At 25.8% G+C, this 24,160-nt stretch carries 19 protein-coding genes; 14 read left to right on the top strand and 5 right to left on the bottom strand.

The genetic code is table 11. The annotated features are described in order from the left end of the window. Positions 1-176: 176 nt before the first annotated feature. Positions 177-986: a tetratricopeptide repeat protein gene (locus tag NG918_RS00175; RefSeq protein ID WP_252212230.1), complete on the top strand. Its 810-nt coding sequence runs from the start codon at positions 177-179 to the stop codon at positions 984-986. A gap of 58 nt (positions 987-1,044) precedes the next feature. Here NG918_RS00175 and NG918_RS00170 read toward each other — a convergent pair whose 3' ends face one another. After that, a complete protein-coding gene (locus NG918_RS00170; RefSeq protein WP_252212231.1) occupies positions 1,045-1,434 on the bottom strand; it encodes a bacteriohemerythrin in 390 nt (129 codons plus the stop codon). A gap of 226 nt (positions 1,435-1,660) precedes the next feature. Between NG918_RS00170 and NG918_RS00165 the strand changes: the two genes are divergently transcribed. The 8 genes from NG918_RS00165 (at position 1,661) to NG918_RS00130 (ending at position 12,554) form a co-directional block, all read left to right on the top strand. Then, the gene (locus NG918_RS00165; protein ID WP_252223851.1) at positions 1,661-2,128 is read left to right on the top strand and encodes a hypothetical protein; all 468 of its coding nucleotides are present in this window, start codon (positions 1,661-1,663) and stop codon (positions 2,126-2,128) included. A gap of 135 nt (positions 2,129-2,263) precedes the next feature. Next, on the top strand, positions 2,264-4,045 hold the full coding sequence (locus NG918_RS00160; RefSeq protein WP_252223849.1) for a M3 family oligoendopeptidase: 1,782 nt from the start codon (positions 2,264-2,266) through the stop codon (positions 4,043-4,045). A gap of 214 nt (positions 4,046-4,259) precedes the next feature. Continuing rightward, positions 4,260-5,603: a TrkH family potassium uptake protein gene (locus NG918_RS00155; protein ID WP_252212234.1), complete on the top strand. Its 1,344-nt coding sequence runs from the start codon at positions 4,260-4,262 to the stop codon at positions 5,601-5,603. 403 nt (positions 5,604-6,006) lie between these two features. Further along, positions 6,007-7,218: a sensor histidine kinase gene (locus tag NG918_RS00150; protein WP_252212235.1), complete on the top strand. Its 1,212-nt coding sequence runs from the start codon at positions 6,007-6,009 to the stop codon at positions 7,216-7,218. Between the two features lie 193 nt (positions 7,219-7,411). Continuing rightward, positions 7,412-8,128, top strand: a complete 717-nt coding sequence (locus tag NG918_RS00145; RefSeq protein WP_252212236.1) for a response regulator transcription factor — start codon at positions 7,412-7,414, stop codon at positions 8,126-8,128. Between the two features lie 241 nt (positions 8,129-8,369). Next, positions 8,370-10,781 (top strand): glycyl radical protein, encoded by a 2,412-nt coding sequence (locus NG918_RS00140; protein ID WP_252223845.1) that lies wholly within the window; start codon positions 8,370-8,372, stop codon positions 10,779-10,781. A gap of 67 nt (positions 10,782-10,848) precedes the next feature. Beyond that, positions 10,849-11,781 carry a glycyl-radical enzyme activating protein gene (locus NG918_RS00135; protein WP_252212238.1) on the top strand — a complete coding sequence of 311 codons (933 nt, stop codon included), beginning with the start codon at positions 10,849-10,851 and terminating at the stop codon, positions 11,779-11,781. Positions 11,782-11,993: 212 nt separating this feature from the next. Beyond that, positions 11,994-12,554 (top strand): NUDIX hydrolase, encoded by a 561-nt coding sequence (locus NG918_RS00130; RefSeq protein WP_252212239.1) that lies wholly within the window; start codon positions 11,994-11,996, stop codon positions 12,552-12,554. A 56-nt stretch (positions 12,555-12,610) separates the two neighbouring features. Here the strand turns inward: NG918_RS00130 and NG918_RS00125 are convergent, their stop codons facing one another. Then, positions 12,611-13,063, bottom strand: a complete 453-nt coding sequence (locus NG918_RS00125) for an NUDIX hydrolase (protein WP_252212240.1) — start codon at positions 13,061-13,063, stop codon at positions 12,611-12,613. 240 nt (positions 13,064-13,303) lie between these two features. Here NG918_RS00125 and NG918_RS00120 point away from each other — a divergent pair, with 240 nt between their 5' ends. Continuing rightward, on the top strand, positions 13,304-13,918 hold the full coding sequence (locus NG918_RS00120; protein WP_252212241.1) for a superoxide dismutase: 615 nt from the start codon (positions 13,304-13,306) through the stop codon (positions 13,916-13,918). Between the two features lie 38 nt (positions 13,919-13,956). Here NG918_RS00120 and NG918_RS00115 read toward each other — a convergent pair whose 3' ends face one another. The 3 genes from NG918_RS00115 to NG918_RS00105 all read right to left on the bottom strand — a co-directional run bounded on the left by NG918_RS00115 (position 13,957) and on the right by NG918_RS00105 (position 17,643). Beyond that, positions 13,957-15,063, bottom strand: coding sequence for an amidase domain-containing protein (locus tag NG918_RS00115; protein ID WP_252212242.1), 1,107 nt, complete (start codon positions 15,061-15,063; stop codon positions 13,957-13,959). A 28-nt stretch (positions 15,064-15,091) separates the two neighbouring features. Then, on the bottom strand, positions 15,092-15,997 hold the full coding sequence (locus tag NG918_RS00110; RefSeq protein WP_252212243.1) for a M15 family metallopeptidase: 906 nt from the start codon (positions 15,995-15,997) through the stop codon (positions 15,092-15,094). Between the two features lie 152 nt (positions 15,998-16,149). Beyond that, positions 16,150-17,643 (bottom strand): phytoene desaturase family protein, encoded by a 1,494-nt coding sequence (locus NG918_RS00105; RefSeq protein WP_252212244.1) that lies wholly within the window; start codon positions 17,641-17,643, stop codon positions 16,150-16,152. A 317-nt stretch (positions 17,644-17,960) separates the two neighbouring features. Here NG918_RS00105 and NG918_RS00100 point away from each other — a divergent pair, with 317 nt between their 5' ends. From NG918_RS00100 to NG918_RS00085, 4 genes are all read left to right on the top strand, one after another. Then, positions 17,961-18,380: a hypothetical protein gene (locus NG918_RS00100; protein ID WP_252212245.1), complete on the top strand. Its 420-nt coding sequence runs from the start codon at positions 17,961-17,963 to the stop codon at positions 18,378-18,380. Positions 18,381-18,623: 243 nt separating this feature from the next. Next, positions 18,624-20,555 carry an ABC-F family ATP-binding cassette domain-containing protein gene (locus tag NG918_RS00095; RefSeq protein ID WP_252223839.1) on the top strand — a complete coding sequence of 644 codons (1,932 nt, stop codon included), beginning with the start codon at positions 18,624-18,626 and terminating at the stop codon, positions 20,553-20,555. A 13-nt stretch (positions 20,556-20,568) separates the two neighbouring features. After that, on the top strand, positions 20,569-20,757 hold the full coding sequence (locus NG918_RS00090; RefSeq protein WP_003374128.1) for a hypothetical protein: 189 nt from the start codon (positions 20,569-20,571) through the stop codon (positions 20,755-20,757). A gap of 22 nt (positions 20,758-20,779) precedes the next feature. Further along, positions 20,780-24,040 carry a DEAD/DEAH box helicase gene (locus tag NG918_RS00085; protein ID WP_252223836.1) on the top strand — a complete coding sequence of 1,087 codons (3,261 nt, stop codon included), beginning with the start codon at positions 20,780-20,782 and terminating at the stop codon, positions 24,038-24,040. Positions 24,041-24,160: the final 120 nt, after the last annotated feature.

Below are 24,160 nucleotides of genomic sequence, written 5' to 3'. Positions count from 1 at the left end.
AGTCCAATTACAATGCCACTTTACCTATTGCATATATCAACACTCATTTAAAACAGAGCCTAAAATAAAAATATATAAAATGGAAAAACATATTGTTTTTAAATAGTGTATAATAATATTGAATCAAATTTATATGCAAATTAAATTTTAATTTGTAATAAATGGGGGATGAAGCAGTGGGTGGAATAATAACAATAAAGAACATTATAGATAATTATAAAAATGCAGATATAGATTTTGAAAGTTTAAGCTTAGAAAAAATAAGAAAATATGCAGATAGAGAAAACAAAAAAGCACAAAATGTTTTAGGTGATAGATATTATACTGGTGAGGAGATTACGCAGGATTATGAAGAGGCTGTTAAATGGTATATAAAATCTGCTAAGCAAGGCTATGATGTTGCACAATATAATTTAGGAGATATGTACTATTGTGGAAATGGAGTAAAGCAAGATTATGAAAAAGCTATAGAATATTTTAAATATTCAGCTAATCAAGGAAATCCAGATGCACAATGTAATTTAGCATGTATGTATGAAGAGGGATTAGGAACTGAAGTAAACTATGAAGAAGCTATTAAATGGTATGAAAAAGCCGCATTACAAGAAGATTTTTATGCACAATATAACTTAGGTAATTTATATATGTATGGAAAAGGCGTTGATACAGATTATAAAAAGGCATTTAAATGGCACATGCGAGCTTCAATTTTAGGCTATGAGAAGTCTCAAAATACATTAGGTTATATGTATGAACAGGGTATTGGAATAGAAAAAAACTATGAAGAAGCTGTTAAGTATTATAAAAAAGCTGCATATCAAGAATACTCATATGCAGAATATAATTTAGCTACTATGTATTATTTGGGAAATGGAATAGCTCAAGATCGTAAAACTGCATATATATGGTATAAAAAAGCTGCAAATCAAGGATTAAAAAAAGCAATGATAGCTTTAAAAACTAAATATAAAGAAACAAATATATAATTTAAAATAAAGTATAAAAAGTAAATAAAAAAATAATACTATNNATAGTATTATTTTTTTATTTTCCGATAAGTTTATCGCTATATAATATATGTTCAGTTAACCAAGTATTTAAAAATTCTAGTATTTTTTTTATACCTTCATCTTGGTTTTCATCCACAATTTTTAAATCCACATTATTAAGTTCTTCAATGAATTTTTCATGTGCGATTTTTTGAGAGAATCTTCGCTTGTAATTTATACTATCCATGTATTCTTCTTCAGATTTAAAATGAAATGTTGTATAGTCTTTTAATTCTTCAATAATATTTACAACAGAATCATATTTATCTAATGTGAAATTATTGGTTAGTAAATTATATGCCTTATCAGCTATCTCAAAGAGTTTTTTGTGTTGTTCATCAATAAATTCAATGCCTGTTTTAAATTCTTCTTTCATTTTATACATTTATAATAAACCTCAACTTTCTTTAGATAAATAATATATTATAATTATACATTGAAAACTTATATTTTTCTATAAAATTAAGTTAATATATATTATTAATTATAATGCAATATATTACATTAAATAATAAACAGTGTTATAACAAAAATATAATTATATGTACATAGCAAACAATAACAGTATGTATGGTTATATGCATAAAATATAATTGAAAGGAATTTATTGTATGGGATATAATGGAATTGATATCATTGATAAAGCTATAAATATTGAAGAAAGAAGAAAAATAATAATTAATAGTGTTGTAAATGAAAATACTAATAATCCTGCTGTAAAAGTAATAGCAAAAGTATTATCTAATCAATTAGATGCAATGATAAAACATTATGAAGAATTAAGAAATGAAGTGAGTAATACAGAACTTGAAGAAATAGACATTATGACTTATGATAAAATGTCTTTTTTAATAAATGAATTTAACAATAAGTTATATAATCCAAAAGTGAATAATGTTAGGGAATATTTAGAATTCTCACTTAATTTAGCTAAAGATAAATATTCTTTATTTGTTGATATACAAGGTAGACTTGTAAATAATACAAAAGACACTCAGCCAAAAACTTATGAAATATTAAGCAATATAATAAAAACTATAAGTAAACAAATAAGAACTATTGAAAAAACATTAATATAATAAATTTAAAGAGGAATAATTTGAAACAAAAGCTTATAATCCATTATTTACATGATACAATATATAATGGTTATGTAGATTATTGATTTAGGCAAATTTTACATAGCTAATAATAATGAAGTAGAGGTAAAGAGAATGGAATTAAATTGGAGTTTAAAAGAAATATATTCATCATTTAATAGTGAGGAATTTAAAGGTGATTTAGAATCGCTTAACTATATGATAGAGAATATTAATGAGTGGAGTAAAGAGATAACTTTAGATAAAGAAAACTTAAAAATTAAATTAGAAGAATATATAAAGAAGTTTACTAAATTTACTGATTTAGCAAGTAAATTATCAATATATATAAATTTGGTTTTAAGTGTTGACACTACAGATAAAGAAGGTTTAAAATATTCAGATGTTATAGAGAAAAAGTTAACAGAAATTGTTGAAAGCAGTACTAAATTAGAAAGATGGATTAGTAGCATAGAAAATATAGATGAAGTTATAAGTAATTCAAGATTACTTAAAGACCATGAGTTTATATTAAAAAATATAATTGAAAATAGTAAATATTTACTTAGTGAGAAAGAGGAAAATATAATTGCTAGTATGAAAAATACGGGATCTAATGCTTGGCTTAAACTTAAGGATAAACTAATTTCTAACTTAAAAGTAGAAATTGAAGAAAATGGAGAAATTAAATCTATACCACTAACTTTAGTCTTAAATATGGCATATGATAAAGATTCAACTGTTAGAAAAAAAGCATATGATGCTGAAATAGCTTCTTATAAAAAGGTTGAGGAAGGGGTAGCAGCAGCTCTTAATGGAATAAAAGGAGAAGTTTTAACTGTATGTGATTTAAGGGGATATAAATCTCCATTAGAACAAACACTTAAAGATTCAAGAATGGATGAGGAATCCTTAGATGCTATGATTTCTGCAATGAAAGAAAGTTTACCTATTTTTAGAAAGTATTTAAGAAGAAAAGCCGAAATTTTAGGATATAATAATGGATTGCCATTTTATGAATTATATGCACCGATTAATGATGCTGATATGAAGTTCAGTTATGAAGAAGGAACTAAATTTGTTATTAAAAATTTCAATACTTTTAGTAATAACTTAGCTGATTTTGCTAAGAAAGCTATAGATAATGCATGGATAGATGTAATGCCAAAGTCTGGTAAGGTAGGAGGAGCATTTTGTGAAAATCTACATTTTATAGGTGAAAGTAGATTCTTACTTAATTATGGTGAAAGTTTTGGTGATGTTGTAACACTTGCTCATGAATTAGGTCATGGATTTCATGGTGAGTGTTTAAATAATGAAACAACATTAAATTCTGATTATCCTATGCCAATAGCAGAAACTGCATCGACTTTCTGTGAAACTATAATAAAAAAAGCAGCTATAAAAGAAGCTACTAAAGATGAGGCCTTATCAATATTAGAAACTGAAATAAGTGATTGTACTCAAGTAATAGTTGATATATATTCAAGATTTTTATTCGAAAAATCATTTTTTGAAGTAAGAAAAGAAAGCGCTCTAAGTGTAGATAAAATTAAAGAATTAATGTTAAATTCTCAAAGAGAAGCTTATGGTGATGGATTAGATCAAACTTACTTACATCCATATATGTGGACTTGGAAGCCACATTATTATTATGCAGATAGTAATTTTTACAATTTTCCATATGCGTTTGGGTTATTATTTGCTAAAGGGCTATATGCTGAATACTTAAAAAGAGGAGAGTCATTCCCTAATGAATATGAAAAATTACTTTCAATTACAGGTAAAAATAAAATAGCAGATGTAACAAAAGTTATGGGAATAGATATACATGATAAAGAATTTTGGAAAAACTCTTTAAAGACAATAGAAGAAGACATAGAAGAGTTTATGAAACTTAGTGATAAATTATTATAAATTAGATGTAAAATAAAGTCAGCTATTGACCAATTAAGCATATAAATTTAAATATTAATCATAGAAGTATAACATTTACAACGCTATTTTACCATAAGGTTCAAATTTTGTAGTAAAATAGCGTTATATTTATGTTAAATAATATATTAATTGGTCATTAATGATAAAAAATATATTATAATATATGAATACTATATTATGTGGAGTGATCGTTATGTCAATAATAAATAATAAATTTAAATTAAATCCTGTGCAGATACTAGCAATAGGTTTTGTCATACTAATTTTTATAGGAGGATTATTATTATCTTTACCAATGTCATCAGCTTCGGGAGAATCAACTAATTTTTTGGATGCGTTATTTACGTCTACATCTGCAAGTTGCGTAACTGGTTTAGTTGTAAAAGATACAGGTACATATTGGAGTAGCACTGGACAAGTAATAATTTTAATACTTATTGAAATAGGTGGCTTAGGATTTATGTCGTTTGCTACATTTATAGCTATGCTATTTGGTAAAAAAATCACACTGAAAAATAGATTAGTTATGCAAGAAGCTATGAATACATTAAGCATACAAGGTCTTGTAAAGATGTTAAGGTATGTTATGGGAATTACTTTCTCAATACAGATATTAGGCGCATGCATTTTATCAACACAATTTGTACCTGAATTTGGATTGAAAAAGGGTAGCTTTTATAGCATTTTTCATTCAGTATCTTTTTTTTGTAATGCTGGATTTGATGTAATAGGGAATTTTGAAAGTTTAACAAGATATTATAATAAGCCTGTTGTATTATTAACAGTTAGTAGTTTAATTATTATTGGTGGATTAGGATTTACTGTTTTACTTGAAATATATAATTTCAAAGGTATAAAAAAATTATCTAGTCACACTAAGTTGGTTCTTTTAGTTACTGCTGCATTAATAGTATTTGGAGGTGTTTTCATATTTGCATTAGAATATACTAATTTAAATACAATTGGTAATATGAATTTAAAAGATAAAATATTTAATTCATTGTTAGCATCAGTATCGCCAAGAACAGCAGGGGTTAATAGTATACCAATAGATGAAATGCATACTGCAAGCAAGTTTTTTACCATTATACTGATGTTTATTGGTGGATCGCCAGGATCAACTGCTGGAGGACTTAAGACTACTACTTTTGGCGTGATAATTCTTACTGTTCTTTGTGTTATAAAAGGGAAAGAAGATACTGAACTTTTTGGTAGGAGATTTCCAAAAGAATTGGTATACAAAGCTTTTTCATTGTTATTTATTGGTATGACTTTAGTTATTGTTGTTACTATGATATTAACAATAACTGATCCTAATGAATCTCTTATTTCACTTTTATATGAAGCTACATCAGCTTTTGGTACCGTGGGGTTAACTACAGGAGTTACTCAAAGGTTAAGTAGTATGGGTAAAGGTATGATAATTATAATGATGTATTTAGGAAGAGTAGGACCTTTAACAGTTGCATTAGCATTAACTAAGAGAAGAAAAAGGACTTTATATAAATATCCAGAAGCTAAAATACTAATAGGATAAATATGAGCATTAAATTTTCAGTTAAGTGAAGACGATATTATAAGAATCACTGAATTAGATGAAAATATTAGATGTTGATCAGATCCAGACAGTATTTATTCACAAGGTCATAAATAATTAAACAGCAAAAAATAAATTAGTATTAATATACTAATTTATTTTTTGTGATTTTTGTTAAAAAACTAATTTGGATATTTTATATTATAACGTTAATGTAACATACCTTTAAAACATAACTCCACAATAAAATAAAAGATAAAAAAACAAAAGAAAACACAAAAAAGTAAAAAACCATCAAATTCTTGACAGCATAAATTAATATGGGATAATATTATTAGAATTAGCTGTGGAATAAAAAAGATTAAATGTAAAAAATATACTAACCAAAAGGTGGTTAATTTAAATGATTGGTAATAGAAATTTAAATGATATAATTGATATTAATTTATTAAAATCAATACAAGATAGATTAGCTGAAATTACTGGACTTGCATATAATATAGTTGATTTTAAGGGTAATCCAATTAATAATTATTCAAACTTTTGTGATTTTTGTAGTAAAGTTAGAAATACTAAAGAAGGTATGAAAATATGTTATGATACAAATGCGCATGCAGGATTAGAAGCGGCTATAAGACAAAAACCATATGTTTTTAAATGTCCAGCAGGTTTAGTAGATGTTGCTATTCCTATTATTGTAAATGGTAATTATCTTGGCGCAGTTTTTTTTGGACAAGTTAGAACTAATAAAGATAAGCTTGAACCAATTAGAAAATCAAATTATTATTCTAAAATGTGTAGAAATGATAATGAATTATTAAATGACTTCAATAGCACAAAATTTATAGATTATTCTAAGATTGAATCAATATATTCTTTAATTAATATAATTGTAAATTTATTGGTTGAAAAATCTGAACTTAGTTCAATTCAGGAAGAATTAAGCTTTAATAATATAAAGCTTATTAGAGAAAAACAGGAAAGAAAAGAATTAGAAGAAAAACTTAAGTTTTGTGAATTGGATTCTTTGGAGACACCTATAAGTTTTGAATTTATTCTTAATACATTAAACACAATATCTAGTCTTGCACTAATAGAAGATGCTCCTAAAACTCAAGAAATGATATATTCTTTAACAAAACTATTTAGATATAACTTTAAAAATATTGGTAACTTAGTTTCTATGGAGAAAGCTATAGAAAACATCAAAACATATTTAAAGATACAATCAACTAGATTTGGTGAGAGAATAAGATATGAAATTAATATAGATGAAAAAATTAATCACATTAAAATACCAACTATGATTTTTTTACCATTTATAGAATATTCAATATTAAATGGACTATGCCCTAAAAAAGATGGAGGAACTATTTTTATTAAAGGAGACTGCTGTGAAAATAATGCTACTATTTTAATTCAAGATAATGGCATAGGAATTTCTGAAGATGAATTATTTTCAATATTAAATGGTAAATGCAAAAAAGGCTCTTTAGGAGCAGGCATATATAATGCTAATAATGTTCTCGTTAAATATTATGGAAAAGAATATAAAGTTAATATAAAAAGCGAACTAAATATAGGGACTAATGTGAGTTTTAAACTACCATTATAGATTTTTTTAGTAAAACGTTGATATATGTATAAGTGTATAGGCAAAATAAGGACTTAGTAATTGGAATTAGGAATACTAAAATGTATAGTCTAATTACAAGAAAACTTTACCTAAACAATATATCAACACACATTAAAAATAGAGTCTAAAATTAAAAAAATCAGGGAAATGTAAAGGGGGGGAGAGCATTAGTATGTGTAAAGTATTAATAGCTTCTGATGACATTTTAGAACTTGAAGCTTTAAAAATAATTATATATAAAAAGATAAAAAATATTAGTATTGTTGGATTAGCTTGTAATAGTGATGAAGTAATTAGCATGAATAATAATTTAAATCCAGATATAATTTTTTTAGATACTATGCTTCCAGGAAAAGATGGATTTGAAGTAACTAAAATTATAAAGAAAAATTATAAAGAGAAAATAATTGTATTAATGAGTATTTATGATAACTTTGAATCTTTACAAAGGGCTTTAAAAGTAAAGGCAGATGACTATTTATTAAAACCAGTCAAACCAGAAAAGGTTATAGAGATACTAAATGAATACATGAAAAATAATGAGTGTATGCTTTTAGATGAAAATCTATCTAATGAATATAAGTTAAATCAAACTTTAAATTATATAGAAAAAAACTTCAAAAAAAATATAACACTTAAAGAAGTAGCAGAGTATATGAATTATAGTACAGCATATTTTAGTAAGAGCTTTAAAAAATATGTGGGTGTTAATTTTAATAAATATATAACACAAATAAGAGTACAAGAAGCAAAACGTGTATTAAAAGAAACTAATATTAGCATAAATGATTTGGCATTTGATATGGGGTACAATGAGCCTAATTATTTTTGTAAAGTATTTAAAAAAGAAGAAGGCATTACCCCATCTGAATATAGAGAAAAAGTATGACATAAAAATATAGCTTATAGTTAAATAATTACTTAAATTTAATAAAAAACAGCGATTATAATATTTACTGGAAAAATATTATAATCGATTGGACACATAAGTATTAAAAAATATCTAAGTCAACCTGTATTATAGTATATAAGAAATAAATTATTTGAGCTAAAATAAGTAAACGTATTCTTATAAAAATTACCTTGATTAGCTTACAAATAAAATATCTTGTAATAAGAGGGGGAGAACTATGGATATATTAGCAAAAGGATTTATAAATCCTACTAAAAGAGTAGAAAAATTAAAAGAAGAGATATTTTCAGCAATTCCATGTATTGAAGCTGATAGAGCAATAATATTAACTGAATCATTTAAAGAAACAGAAAATGAACCTATAATTATTCGAAAGGCTAAATCTCTTGAGAAGATACTAAGTGAAATACCTATAGTAATTAGAGATAATGAACTTATTGTAGGAAGCTTAACTAAGAATCCTAGATCATGTCAAGTTTTTCCTGAATTTTCAAACCAATGGTTAGTAGATGAATTTGATAAATTTGAGAAAAGAACTTCAGATTTATTCAAAATTCCAGAAGAAACAAAATCTAAGCTTAAAGAAGTTTTTAAGTATTGGCAAGGAAAAACAGTAAGTGAATTAGCTACATCTTATATGTCTAATGAAACTAAAGATGCTATGAATACAAAAGTATTTACAGTGGCTAATTATCATTTTAATGGTTTAGGTCATATTTCTGTAGATTATCCTAAAGTACTAGAAAAAGGATTTTTAGGAATTATAAATGAAACAGAGAATGCTATAATTAATGCTGATAAAAGCAATCCTGAATATGTTAAAAAGAAAGTATTCTGGGATTCTATAATAATTTCATGTAAGGCAGCAATAAAATATGCAAATAGGTATAGTGAATTAGCTAAAAAATTAGCAGGCGAAACACTAGATATAGATAGAAAAAATGAATTGTTAAAAATTGCTGAAATCTGTAGCAAAGTTCCAGCTAATCCAGCAGAAACATTTTATGAAGCATGTCAATCATTTTGGTTTGTACAAGCTATAATTAGCTTAGAATCTAACGGACATGCTATATCTCCAGCACGTTTTGACCAATATATGTATCCTTATTATAAGAATGATATTGATAATAAATTTGCAACTAAAGAAATAAATACAGAAATTCTTCATTGTTTGTGGGTTAAATTTAATGATCTTACTAAAGTTCGTGATGAAACAACAACTAAAGCTTTTAGTGGCTATTCTATGTTCCAAAACTTAATTGTGGGTGGACAAACTCCAGATGGAAAGGATGCAACAAATGAATTATCTTATATGTGCCTTGAAGCTACTGGAAGTTTAAAATTACCACAACCATCTCTTTGTGTTAGAATATGGAGCAAAACTCCTGATGAATTTTTAATTAGAACTTGTGAATTAACTCGTTTAGGAACTGGTCTGCCAGCATTTTATAATGATGAAGTGGTTATTCCAACCTTGATTAATCAAGGTTTAACAATAGAAGATGCTAGAGATTATGCAATTGTAGGATGCGTTGAACCTCAAAAGCCTGGAAAAACTGATGGTTGGTATGATGCTGCATTCTTTAACTTAGCAAAGATATTAGAACTATCTATGAATAATGGTAGACTTAATGGCAAGCAAGTTGGTCCTGAAACTGGTGAGTTTACTTCATTTAAAAATATAGATAATTTTATAAATGCATATAAAAAACAAATAGAATATTTTGTATTCCATATGGTTGCAGCAGATAATTGTGTTGATATAGCACATGCTGAAAGGGCACCACTTCCATTTTTATCATCTATGCTTGATGATTGTATTGGCACAGGAAAGTCAATTCAAGAAGGTGGAGGACACTATCGTTTTTCAGGACCTTTAGGTGTTGGAATTGCAAATGTTGGTGATTCATTCATGGCTATAAAGAAGCTTATATTTGATGAAAACAAAATTACTTTATTAAAATTAAAAGCTGCTGTTGATAGTAACTTTGGTGAAAATGAAGATGATCCAATTAAAAAAGCAGAATATGAAGATATAAAACAATTAATTTTAAATAGAGTTCCTAAGTTTGGTAATGATATAGATGAAGTAGATGAATTTACACGTGATGGTGCACTTATTTATTGTAAAGAAGTATTAAAATATACAAATCAACGTGGAGGAAAATTCATTCCAGGATTATATCCGGTTTCAAATAATGTATATTTAGGCAGTCTTGTTGGTGCAACACCTGATGGTAGAAGTGCATTTAAACCTTTAGCAGATGGAGTATCTCCAACTAGAGGTGCAGACGTTAATGGACCAACAGCTGCTGCAAATTCAGTATCTAAATTAGAACATTTTGCAGCTCCAAGTGGAACATTATTTAATCAAAAGTTCAATCCAAATTCTCTACAAGGAGATAATGGGTTGAAAAACTTAGGATCTTTAATAAGAAGCTATTTTGATAGAAAAGGTATGCATATACAATTTAATGTAATAGATAAAAAAATTCTTCTTGAAGCTCAAGAACATCCTGAACAATATAGAGATTTAATAGTACGTGTTGCTGGTTATAGTGCTCAATTTATTTGTTTAGATAAGGGCGTACAAGATGATATTATAAAGAGAACAGAACAAAATTTATAAATAAGTTACTATAAGTAAATTTTAAATATAGAAATAAATATAAATACTCTTATGAAAGGAAAAAGCTATGCTAAAAAACGAAGTGGATTTAAACAAAATAGGTACTGTTTTTAATATACAAAGATTTTCAGTAAATGATGGACCAGGCATACGCACTATAGTATTTTTAAAAGGATGTCCATTATCTTGCCATTGGTGTAGCAATCCTGAATCTCAAAATGTAAATAAACAATTACTTTTTAATATAAAGAATTGTACAGGATGCCATAAGTGCGAAACTATATGTGAATATAATGCTATTGATTTTAATAATCTTAATAGAATAGATAGAGATAAATGTATTAGTTGTGGAAAATGTGCAGAAAACTGTTATCCAGGAGCTCTTGTTGTTTCAGGAAAAGAAATGAGCGTTAAAGAAGTTTTAGATGAGTTAAATAAAGATTCCTCTCAATTTAGAAGATCTAATGGTGGAGTTACACTTTCAGGTGGAGAGCCATTATTACAACATGAGTTTGCGCTAGAAATATTAAAAGGATGTAAAAGCATAGGAATTCATACAACGATAGAAACCACAGGGCATGTAGATAAAGAGGTTTTTAAAAAAATAGCACCTTGGGTTGATTTAGTACTTTTAGATATAAAGACACTTAATGAAGATAAGCATATAAAATATGTTGGAGCAAGCAATAAGATAATACTAGAAAATGCAAAGTTAATATCAGAATTGGTAACTAGTACTATTATTAGAGTTCCTGTTATACCTCAGTTTAATTGTGATGAAAAAAGCATACAAGATATTGCTAAATTTACAAAAAGCTTAAACAATATAACAGAGATTCATTTATTACCTTATCATAAATTAGGTTTAAATAAATATGATTGCTTAGGTAAAGAATATTTAATGCAAAATGATATTAATACCCCAAGTGAAGAAGTAATGTTAAATTTCAAAAAAATTGTTGAAGATATAGGACTAACATGTAACATTGGAGCCAATTAACCCCATTTAATATAATAGGACTATGTTAAAAGAATTATTTTAAGATAGTCCTATACTTTTATAAATTATTGTGTTATTGGAATTAGAATTTTTAAGTAATAACAATAATAAAGTCGCAAACATTTCTTACTAAAGATGGATATGTTACAATAAAAACAGATGGATAATCTATAAGTATAGACCCAAATAATATATATAAGGGGAAGATTTTAATGAATTGGATTAGAGAAATAGAGAATTATAATCCATATAATAAGCAGGAAGCTAGTGATAAAAAATTTATATTAGACTGTATAAATCAATATGATAATTTGCTTACTAGAGAAAATTCATTGGCTCATATGACCAGCTCTGGATACATAGTAAATAAAAACAGAGATAAAGTATTAATGATTCATCATAATATATATAATACATGGGCATGGACTGGTGGTCATACTGATGGTGATAGTGATTTTCTACATGTTGCAATAAAAGAAGCTCAAGAGGAAACTGGTGTTAAAAATTTTAATGTAGTTACTAATGAGATTTTATCATTAGATGTATTACCTGTTAAAGGACATTTTAAAAAAGAAAATTATATATCTGCACATTTACATTTATCAGTGGCTTATGTTTTAGAATGTGATGAAAATGAAGAACTTATAATAAAGAAAGATGAAAATAGTGGTGTTAAATGGATTCCTATAAGTGAAATTAATTTATATTCAAATGAACCTGATATGATTGAACTTTATAATAAATTTAATGAAAAAATTAAAAAGCTTTATTAAAGAAAAGTGTGCTATATATTAAAAATACTAAATATATAGTACACTTTATATTATTTCTATCTTTTATTTAAATTTTCGTTAAAGATAGCTCCTTCTTTTATAGCCCAAGCTTGATGTGCCAAAAACATTTTACTATATGCTTCTTCAATATTAAGCCAAACTAACTCATGATCTTTTTCTATTGGATTTGCTACTTTTTTTAATGAATCTGCTAAATAAAAATTACCAATGCTATGAATATAACCATTAAATCTACGTCCCCAATGATAAGAAGAACCTATACATACAAATTTTTTTATGTTTATTGTGCAACCTAATTCTTCCATACATTCTCTTCTTAAGCATTCTTCATTACTTTCATTTTGTTCTATACCACCACCAGGTAAGAAATATCCACCTGGCAATTTTATAACAGCTACTTTATTTTCTTTAAAGATTAGTGCATATGCACCAATTCTTTGCCTGTATTCTTTATCTTTAAGTTTTTCTCCAAATGTCATTTGTTTCATATTTATAAACCTCTTTTTATTTAATTTACCCAAATATTAAGAAATTATAATTCTATAGATTATAATAGTTGAAATTAATTTATTATTAAATAATTATATGAAGTGTGGAATAGAAAGTAAACAATAATATTAAAATTTATATATTTTATTAAATGAAAATAGAGTAATTTTATAACTAAAATCAATTTTTAGAATATTAATATAATATAACCAAAATATTGTTGTTGAAAGGGGAAACACATGTTTGATAAAATAAAATTACCATATGAATATAATGCATTAGAACCATATATAGATGCTGAAACACTAAATATACACTACAATAAACATCTTCAGACTTATGTTAATAACTTAAATAAAATATTAGAAAAACATACAGATCTGGTTGAAGGGAAAACCTTAGAGCAAATACTATTAAATGTAGAATCTTTTCCAAAAGAGATAAGGCAAGATATAATAAATCAAGGTGGAGGAGTTGCTAATCATAACTTATATTTTTATAATTTATCTCCAAATCCTAAATTAAAACCAGAAGGAACTTTATTATATGAGATAAATAGCAAGTTTGCAGATATAGAGAATTTGAAAATTCAATTAACTAATTTGGCCATAAGTCAGTTTGGATCAGGTTATGGATTTTTAGTAAAAGATAATAATGGAAATTTATCAATTTTAAAAACCTTAAATCAAAATAGTCCAATTAGTAATGGGTTAACTCCAATTCTTTGTATAGATGTTTGGGAGCATGCTTATTATTTACAATATAAAAACTTAAGAGCAGATTATGTCAAAAATATATGGAATATAATTGATTGGAATAAAGTTCAAGACTTATACGAAAATTACATTATTTAAAAAAGTAGGCTATGTTTTAACGTAGCCTACTTTTTTATCTAATAGTGAACCCTAATTAGCCAAAATTTCATTTTTTTATCGCTCCAGCCTAAATCCCAAGGGACATTATTTCTATCTGTATTGTGACAAGTAACTAGACTATAACCTTTAGAGTCAGCACCAGTAACAACAGAGACATGCGTTATATGACCTTTTTTTTCATAAGCTATAAAATCTCCAGGTAGTAATTTATAAGAGGCTTTGTAAACTCTCTCATAATTACCAGTAGCTATAACAGAAGCTCTACCACTGTTTAACATATAACGAGTAAATTTATCAGCATTTACCCATGGACCAGTAGCACTACCTTTATCATAATTCCAAACAGAATTTTTTTTAAATTTACCCCCTTCATGAAGCACTTGGGAAGCAAAATTTGCACAATCTCCACCTTCACAATTAAAATTTTTATATTTTTTATTGTATTTAAATTTATGTTCATCTAATGAAGATACACCACAATGTTTTTCAGCATATTCTAATGCATTCTTTCGTTTCTCATCTAAAGAAGAAAAATCTCTTGAAGTCTGATTTTTAATATGTTCTTTAATATCATCTACTTTAATGTTTTCTAAACTTAATGAATCAGCAAAGGGATCATTGTACCATTCTTTTGTTATTATCCATTCATCATCATATTTAGTGAGTCTCATTGAATGTGAAGTCCCAATTCTAGAACTGTTAATTATATTAGGTTTGTCTAAATATTCATACTTATACTCAGTGTCACATAACACATAAAAAGAACATATTTTATCACCAATATTACATTTGGTAATTTTTATTTTTGGTATTATATCTAAAAACTTAACTCCTTGCTTTTCTGCCCAGTTATTTATATATTTAACTTTCTTTTCTTCATATTCATAGGCCCATTGAGCAATTTTTGTATTATCACAATATAGACTTCTTAGACAATCTAAATCTTGAGTTAATACAGCTCTACTCTTTATTAAAAAAATATTTTCTATATGTTTTTTTAACTCATCTTCTGTGTCACTAGCAAAAGCATTTTTAAATGAAAATATATTAAATAATGTTAAAATTATAGTAAATAATATAATTGCTTTTTTTAGAGATAATTTAGTGAATTTAAATATGTACATATATTACTACCTCTTTCTAAATAGTATTTTAAGTTAATGCTTTTTCAATAATATCAATATAATTTTTTGTAGTTTCATCTTCTAAAAGAACTCCATAAAACCAATTCTCTTCATTATTCCAATTAGTAAAATACTTAGCTTTTAAAATAATTTCAGGCCTATATTCAAAGTGTAATATATCGAAATGCCCCCATTTTCCACCCCAAACAAAGTTATTATTTTCAAATGTTTCTACTAAATCTTTAGGATATTCAGAAAGCCTTTTTTGTGCATCTTTTTCAGAACCCCATTTCCAATAATCTCTTTTATCACTTTTTAAGTCAATTGCTATTCCATAAGAATGAGGACTTAACCTACCAGTACCAGATATTACTCTATAATTGTAAGTTCCACTAGCAGGATAAAGTATACTAGCTATATCATTTCTAGTTTTGCATAAAGGAACAAGGTCTTTTAAGGCATTATCTAAAGAGGCGTTAGCATTATTTTGTTTATTAAATTGGTAATTTGTATATCCATATTTTAAGTTCTTTAAATTTTTTTCTATGGCATTTCTTGAACTACCGTATACTTCATTTAATAATTCATAATTTCTACCTCTTCCAGGATCAATGCTTTTATCCATAATTACATCATTTTTATCAAGGGGATAGTACTGTTCTAACATATCTTGAAGGTCTGGATTTGCTAATTTTTCTTCATGACTTTTTTGAATTTTATCATCATATAAGATTTTTTTTCCAGATTTCATAACAATATAAACTTTATCATCGCTTTTTTCAATTCCTACAATGTCGTTAGGATATGATAACATTAAGACCAATAAATCTTGTTTCATTTGTACTTCATAATCTCTAATTTCTTCAGCCTTTGATATTATAGGTATATTAAAAAGTATAATAAAGCATATAAAAAAAATGCTCAATTTTCTCATAAATTTTCACCACCATTTAAAATTAATATGAATGTAGTTTATCCAAATAAGAGTATGTTTATGTGTTAAAGAAATTCTACTTATCTTAATATTTAAAGTAAAACTATAATATAAATAAACTTATATAAATAGACTTAAGATATATTTTCACTCTATTTATATAAATCACAGATTCTATCACTACAAATTTTAGAAGATTTAATAACCATGGACACTCCATTACCTGGATGAGTAGAAGCACCTGTAAAGAATAGATTATTAATATTTTTGATTTCACATTGAGGTCTAAATATATTAGTCTGATTTAGTGTATGACTTAAACCAAATGCAGTTCCACCATATGTATTGAATGCGTACTTAAAATCAAGTGGCGTTAAATATTTTTCAAGTATTATATGTTCCTTTATATCACTAAGGGTATCTATTGATGATAATATATCTAAAAGTTCTTTCTTTATCATATTTTTGGTTTTTAAATTCCAAGTAATATTATTGTAAAGTAAATTAGGAACTCTAATCATAACATTAATACATTCATATCCATTTGGACAAATAGTGGTATCTACTGAACTAGGGCAATAAATATATATTGATGGATCTTTTGAAAGTATTCCTTTAAAAGGAGCTTTTAAGTTTTTCTTGAAATTTTTATTTATATAGATATTATTTACGTTAAGCATAGGATATTTCTTATCTAAGCCTAAATATAAAATAAATGTTGAACAAGAATATTTTAATTGTTCTACTGGTTTAACTGAATCTTTTATATCCTTATCCTGTATAAGATTATCAATTGTATAAGAGTAATCACTACTGCAAATTACTGCATCTGCATTTAATTTTTGATTATTAACTATTACCCCTATAGCTTTCTTATCTTCAAATAATATTTTCTTTACATTACAATTAGTATTTATAATTCCACCTTGATTTAATATTAAATTTTCTAATGCTTTTATGTAAGAATATATTCCTCCTTGCATATGATATAACCCTTCTATTTGAGTTACAGCTGGAATTGAATTATATATGTTTGATAAAGTGTATGGTGATCCTCCTATATACATAGTTTGAAACATAAAATAATTTATAAGCTTTTCATTTTTAATATATTTCTTACAATCCTTATAAGATGAATGAAGTATTTTCAAATCAAGATGTGTATTACTAATTATAGATTTAAAAAAATTATTATTATTAGAAAAATTTTGGTTTAAAAAATACTTGTTTACAATTTGATATTTTTCATAATTAGAAGATAAAAAGTTAAAATAACCGTATATGTCCTCTATATTTCCATTTGTAATTTGGTTGATATTTGAAGAAAGTGATGAAAATTTATTTGAAAAATCATAAATGCTATTATCAGAATAAAACACTCTATAGAGTGTTTCTATAGGAATAAGAGAAAAATAGTCCTTATAATTTTTATTACAATACTCAAAAACCTCAATATAGTCTCTAAAAAACATGATTAATGATGCTGTTAAATTAAATTTAAATCCATTAACTTCAAAAAAGTTAGTTTTCCCTCCTATTGTTAAATTTTTTTCTAATACTGTAACATTAAAACCCCTTGATAAAAGGCGTGCAGCTACAGATAGTCCACCAATACCGCTTCCAATTACTATGATTTTTTTATTCATATCTAATACCTCATACAAAAATTAAATAAGTAGAAAAACCAATATTTTATTGATTTATTCTTTAATTTTATTGTTATTATTGTCAAATAATCAACAAATAATCTTGGTAAAATTATACACACTGAAAAGGTGATCGATAAAGCATAATACAAGTTAATTAAAATAAAATTATTAGTTAATTAAAATAAAATTATTAATTAATTTGAAGGAATGAAAAATAGTGTTATAATGAGGTATCATAGTTATGAAACAAAGCTATGTTTTATAATTGATATTTTAAAACATAGCAAATAAAAAAAGAAAAGTGAGAAGATTAAATGAAATTTGAGAAATTAGAAAAAACAATAAATAAACTAGATGCTGATATTGAGGCATTAAGGAGAGTTAAACACTATTTGTCAAACATAGATGAAATTAATGAAATTTCTGATCTTTTAAATAAGGAAAGACAAGTATATTCAGATGAGTTATATTTAGAAGATCCAATGGCTTACAACAAATGTTGTGAAAAAATAAGAGACTTATTAGATCAAAAAATTGAAAAAAATGAACAAATAGAATTATTAGAATTTATAAAAGAAGTTCATGGAAGAAAATCGCCTAATGTTAGTAAAAAAAGTCATGGACTTAATGCTTGGCTTAAATTTCTTGATATTGAATGTAAGTGGATTCAAAATCCAGAAACTGATTGGTCAGTGTTAATAATAATTGATATTGGAGCACACAATCAAAAATAATACATATTAATCCTTATGCATATATCAACACTCTGCTAAAACAGAGCCAATAAAAAAACAAAAGTAAGAATAGAGTCAGTGTTTCTTTTATAAGAAATGTTGACTCTATTTGCTATAATCATAGATATATAATTATTTAAATTCTATTGGATCTTTCTTTTATAAGGTGGAATTTTTAAAAATGTGTTAAAATAAGAGGTAGATTATTATTATGAAGAAATACATGAAGGAGTTTTAATTTTAATGAATATAATTACTTTAGAAAATATATATAAAAGTTACAGTGAAAAAATATTATTAAACAATATATCGTTAGGAATTAACGATGGTGATAAAATTGGACTTATAGGCATTAATGGAGCTGGAAAATCAACATTTTTAAAAGTTGTAGGGGGAAAAGATGAATTTTTTGATGGCTCTATAACAAAAGGAAAAAATGTTAGAATAGAATATCTTTCTCAAAACCCAGATTTTAAAAGTGGAGCCACAGTTTTAGAACAAATATTTAGAGGTGACACTAAAGAAATGAAACTTCTTATGGAATATGAAGATATATTAGTAAAGATAAACGCTTGCAACGGTGAAGAATTTAATAAATTAAATGATAAACTCATAAAACTTCAAGGTCAAATTGATTCTTTTAATTTATGGGACTTAGAAAGTGAAGCTAAAAGTATTTTAAATAAGCTAGGAATATCTAACTATAATGAAATAATGGATAATTTATCTGGTGGACAAAAAAAGAGAGTTGCCCTTGCATCAGCTCTTATAACACCTTGTGAATTACTTATATTAGATGAGCCTACAAATCATCTTGACGCTGAATCTATAGAATGGCTTGAAGAATTTTTAAACACAAGAAAAGGTGCACTTTTAATGATTACTCATGATAGGTATTTTCTTGATAGAGTTACTAATAGAATAATTGAATTAGATAGAGGAAACCTTTATACATACCCTGGAAATTATACTGCATTTCTAGAAAAGAAGGTTGAAAGACTTGAAACAGAACAAGTTAAAGAAGAAAAGAGAGACGCATTAATTAGAAATGAATTAAAATGGGTACGAAGAGGTGCTAAAGCTAGAACAACTAAGCAAAAAGCAAGATTACAAAGGTTTGATGAATTAGTAAATACAAAATCTATTGAAATAAAAGATAATGTTGATATATCTTTTGTAGGAAGTAGATTAGGTAAAAAAATAGTTGAGTTATATGATATAAATAAATCTTTTGATGAGAAACAAATTATAAAAGATTTTAATTATCTATTTTTAAGAGATGACAGAATAGGTATAGTTGGAGAAAATGGAGCTGGAAAAACAACTTTAGTTAACTTAATTAGAGGTTTAATACTACTAGATAGTGGTAGAATTGAAATAGGCGACACTGTAAAGATAGGTTGCTTTGCACAAGACAATGCTCATATTGATCATAATTTAAGAGTTATAGATTATGTAAAAGAAGGTGGAGAGTATATTCCAACTGAGGATGGAACTAAAATAACAGCCTCTTCTATGTGTGAAAGATTTTTATTTGATAGCACAATGCAATATACTCCAATTGAAAAATTATCTGGTGGAGAAAAAAGAAGATTACATCTTTTAAGAGTATTAATGGAATCTCCTAATTTCTTGATATTAGATGAGCCTACAAATGATTTAGATATTGAAACTTTAAAAATTCTAGAATCATTTTTAGATGAATTTATGGGTATTGTAATTGTTGTATCACATGATAGATACTTTTTAGATAGAATCTGTAATAAAATATTCTCTTATGAAGGCGATGGATTAATTAAAGAATATAATGGTAATTATAGTGATTTCTTAATAGCAAAAGAGATAGAAAAAAATAATAAATCTTTAGAAAATGAAAAGTCTACTAATAAAGTGAAAAAAGAAAGAATTAAAAATAAAGAAGATAAACCTAAGTTTACCTTTAAGGAACAAAAAGAATTTGAAACTATAGATGGAGATATATCTACTTTAGAAAGTAAGATAGAACAGCTTGATAAAGATTTAGAGAAAAATGCTACTAATTATGGAAAGCTTAATGAATTGATGAAGGAAAAAGAATCTCTTGAGCAAGAATTAGAGCAGAAGTATGAGAGATGGGAATATTTAAATGAAATTGCAGCTTCAATAGAAGAATATAATTTAAAGAAAAAACAATAATGGAGGATTTATAGTGGAACTACAAGTTTACTTAAAAGGAAAGAAAGAACCTCTAATATTTAAAGGTGATAGAATCGATGTTTTAGATATGGAGCTTCAAGGGAAAAAGTATAAGCAGATAAGATATTTTAGAAAAGGATTTTCTAAATCTGAGTATATAGAATCTTCTTTAATAACAAGAATGAGAGAAATAAATAAGTAATTTATAAATATGGTGATAATTTATGATAAAACAAGTATTAATGGAAGGATTCAATAATAGCATAAGCGGACGAAATAGAGTTAAAGCTGAGGTAATACTTAAAAATGATTTAGTAAAAGATATAAAAGTTAATGTAGATAATCATATGATAGATATTATCTCTTCTGTAATATCAGAAAGTCTTTTTAATGAATATTCCTGTAAAATAGAAATTGATAGTAAAACAAAAGAGGTTATAGGTACATATTGTAGTTGTACAGATTTTGAGAAAAAAGAATTTTCAAAGGATAATTACTGTTGTAAGCATTTAATAGCATCTTTTTACTATTTTTTAAATAGTTTAGATAATGATAAAGAGTTAAAAGAAAAGTTATTATTTTTGCAAGAGAGCAAAGATGATGATAAGAGTTTTTTTTCTAAAGCAGCAAAATCTCAAGATTTATTAAGTTCACTATTAGAAGATAATAAAGAAAATGTTAAATTTGAGATAACCTTAAATAGAAATACATGGTCTTCAAAACTTCAAGCCGAATTTAAAATCGGTTTAAAAAGTTGTAATAATAAAATGTATGTGTTAAAAGATATAAATCAATTTTTAACATGTATGTACAATAAAATGCCCATCAAATATGGAAAAGATTTTATTTTTGATATAAGGAAGCAGAATTTATCATTTGATGATAGAAGACTTATTAAGTTTATTTATAGATTGAGTGAAAAAGAAAATTTACAAAGCTCATTTAAAAGAAGTCAAGATAAAATTATAAATGGAAAAACTTTAACTATACCTGATATCTTAGTTAAAACTTTTTTAGATATAATAAAGAATCACAGAATATATTTAGGCGATGGGTTTTTCTGTAGAATAATCGATTCAGAAATACTTTATGAAGATATACCAATTCCTTTTTCTTTATGTGACAGTGGAAATAATATAATATTAGAAGTTCCTAATGGTATGCCAGAAGCACTTACACAAGATGAAGATGTATTTCTTTATGGTACTTCAATATATGTTCCATCTACAGAACAAAGTGAAAGATTAGTTCCTTATCTTAAAGTATTTAATAATACACAGAGTATAGCATTTGGACAAAATGATGAAAAAAGAGTGTTAAAAGAGCTTATACCATCAATACAAAATGTAAGTAATGGATTAAATTTATCTAAAAAACTTAAAAACAAGGTTGTAATAGCGCCTGTTATTTTCAAATTTTACTTTGATAAAGACAGGGAAAATGTTTATTTAACATTAAAGGTTTCATATGGTGGTTATGAATTTAATTACTTTGAAGAATTCAAAGAAAAAGTTATATATAGAGATTCTCAAAAAGAAAAAGAAGTATATAAATTAGTAAAAAAATTTGGATTTGAAGATGTAAATAATAAATTTATCTTTTTAAAAGATGATGATTATATATTTAGATTCTTCAAATATGATATAGAAAAATTTCAGGATTATGGTGAAGTTTTTTATTCAGAGAATTTTAAAGGAATAAGAAATATATCAAAATCTGACTTTAAAGGCGATGTTAGAAAAGGCAAATTTGATTATTTTGAATTTGAATTTATATTATCAGACCTATCTAAAGAAGAAACCACTAATATATTAAGAAGCTTTAGAAGTAATTTAAAGTACTATAAATTAGAAAATGGTGAGTTCTTAGATTTAGAAGATAAAGACCTAAAAGAAATACTAACTCTTTTAGATAATTTACTTTTAGAAGAGACTTTAAATAATAACACAATTGCTTTATATAAAAATAAAGGAATTTACTTAGAACAATATTTAGAAGATAAAGATTTTAGATTTATAACTGGTAGAGAAAAAATCACTGACATAAGAGATAAACTTAAAAACATTAAAAATAAATCATTTCAACCCCCATATGGTATTCAAGCGGAACTTAGAGAATATCAAAGAGATGGTTATAATTGGTTTAGAACATTAGATTATTTAGGATTTGGTGGAATATTAGGTGATGAAATGGGGCTTGGGAAAACACTTCAAGCCATAGTATTTTTATTATCAAAAGAAAATTCACATTCACTTATAGTAGCACCAACTTCTCTTATATATAATTGGTTTAATGAATTTAAAAAATTTGCGCCTTCAATGAAAGTATGTATAGTAAATTCTAATAAAGAGGAACGTGAAGAGCTTATTAAAGCATATAATAACTATGATGTTATTATAACAACATATAATCTTTTAAGAAGAGATTTAGATTTATATGACATGGTATTTGATTATTGTATTTTAGATGAAGCTCAAAACATAAAGAATGCTTCATCACAAAATGCAAAAGCTGTTAAAAGTATTAAATCAAAATCAAGATTTGCATTAACAGGTACACCTATAGAAAATTCATTAATGGAACTTTGGTCTATTTTTGACTTTATAATGCCTGGGTATCTTTATGATGAAAAAAGATTTACAAGTAGATATTATAGAAGGCTTGAAGAAGAAAAAGAAATATTAGAAGAAATAAATAGACTTGTAAAGCCGTTTATATTAAGAAGATATAAGAAAAATGTAATTAAAGAATTACCCGATAAAATTGAAAAAAGATTAGTTATTCCTTTAAGTGATGAGCAAAAATTAGTATATAAAACTTATTCTGAATATGCTAGAGATTTAATACAAAAGAAAGTTGAAGATGATGAATTTAAGAATAGCAAAATAGAAATTTTATCATATATAACAAAGTTAAGACAGATTTGCTTAGATCCATCAGTTATTATGGAAAATTACTTAGGTACAAGTGGGAAAATAGATGCACTTTTAGAGATACTAGATCATAGCATAAGTTCAGGACATAAAATATTAGTGTTTTCTCAATTTACATCTGTGCTTAAAAATATAGGTAACTTACTTAAAGAAAATAATATATTATTTTCTTATTTGGATGGTTCAGTATCATCTATTAATAGAATGAGAATGGTTAATGATTTTAATGATGGGGAGAATAATGTGTTCTTGGTATCCTTAAAGGCTGGAGGAACTGGTCTTAATTTAACTAGTGCAGACATAGTAATACATTTCGATCCATGGTGGAATCCAGCAGTAGAAGATCAAGCAACTGACAGAGCACATAGAATCGGTCAAGAAAACACTGTTGAAGTAATTAAACTTATAGCACAAGGCACAATAGAAGAAAAGATAGTAGAACTTCAAGATAGTAAACGAAAGCTTATAGATACAATCCTAGGTGATGATTTAAACATAGGTTCATTTATAAATACTTTAAATGAAGAACAAATTATTAATTTATTCAATTAATATTTATGAAGCTATGTTTTAAAAGTAAGTTCAATTGTTTACTCCAGCTTTGTTTATGAATATATAAACTTTTTGCAAAACATAACTTTAAACTTAAATAGAATAAATTAAAACATACAA

This window comes from Clostridium sp. ZBS2 (genome assembly GCF_023845855.1).
Taxonomy (GTDB): domain Bacteria; phylum Bacillota; class Clostridia; order Clostridiales; family Clostridiaceae; genus Clostridium; species Clostridium aquiflavi.
This window is presented reverse-complemented; position numbering and strand designations above follow the sequence as displayed.

What these genes read in the sequence shown, in the direction of transcription:
- NG918_RS00170 (WP_252212231.1), bottom strand. Translation starts at nt 1,434, where the DNA reads ATGTATAAAATGAAAGAAGAATTTAAAACAGGCATTGAATTTATTGAT.
- NG918_RS00165 (WP_252223851.1), top strand. Translation starts at nt 1,661, where the DNA reads ATGGGATATAATGGAATTGATATCATTGATAAAGCTATAAATATTGAA.
- NG918_RS00160 (WP_252223849.1), top strand. Translation starts at nt 2,264, where the DNA reads ATGGAATTAAATTGGAGTTTAAAAGAAATATATTCATCATTTAATAGT.
- NG918_RS00155 (WP_252212234.1), top strand. Translation starts at nt 4,260, where the DNA reads ATGTCAATAATAAATAATAAATTTAAATTAAATCCTGTGCAGATACTA.
- NG918_RS00150 (WP_252212235.1), top strand. Translation starts at nt 6,007, where the DNA reads ATGATTGGTAATAGAAATTTAAATGATATAATTGATATTAATTTATTA.
- NG918_RS00145 (WP_252212236.1), top strand. Translation starts at nt 7,412, where the DNA reads ATGTGTAAAGTATTAATAGCTTCTGATGACATTTTAGAACTTGAAGCT.
- NG918_RS00140 (WP_252223845.1), top strand. Translation starts at nt 8,370, where the DNA reads ATGGATATATTAGCAAAAGGATTTATAAATCCTACTAAAAGAGTAGAA.
- NG918_RS00135 (WP_252212238.1), top strand. Translation starts at nt 10,849, where the DNA reads ATGCTAAAAAACGAAGTGGATTTAAACAAAATAGGTACTGTTTTTAAT.
- NG918_RS00130 (WP_252212239.1), top strand. Translation starts at nt 11,994, where the DNA reads ATGAATTGGATTAGAGAAATAGAGAATTATAATCCATATAATAAGCAG.
- NG918_RS00125 (WP_252212240.1), bottom strand. Translation starts at nt 13,063, where the DNA reads ATGAAACAAATGACATTTGGAGAAAAACTTAAAGATAAAGAATACAGG.
- NG918_RS00120 (WP_252212241.1), top strand. Translation starts at nt 13,304, where the DNA reads ATGTTTGATAAAATAAAATTACCATATGAATATAATGCATTAGAACCA.
- NG918_RS00115 (WP_252212242.1), bottom strand. Translation starts at nt 15,063, where the DNA reads ATGTACATATTTAAATTCACTAAATTATCTCTAAAAAAAGCAATTATA.
- NG918_RS00110 (WP_252212243.1), bottom strand. Translation starts at nt 15,997, where the DNA reads ATGAGAAAATTGAGCATTTTTTTTATATGCTTTATTATACTTTTTAAT.
- NG918_RS00105 (WP_252212244.1), bottom strand. Translation starts at nt 17,643, where the DNA reads ATGAATAAAAAAATCATAGTAATTGGAAGCGGTATTGGTGGACTATCT.
- NG918_RS00100 (WP_252212245.1), top strand. Translation starts at nt 17,961, where the DNA reads ATGAAATTTGAGAAATTAGAAAAAACAATAAATAAACTAGATGCTGAT.
- NG918_RS00095 (WP_252223839.1), top strand. Translation starts at nt 18,624, where the DNA reads ATGAATATAATTACTTTAGAAAATATATATAAAAGTTACAGTGAAAAA.
- NG918_RS00085 (WP_252223836.1), top strand. Translation starts at nt 20,780, where the DNA reads ATGATAAAACAAGTATTAATGGAAGGATTCAATAATAGCATAAGCGGA.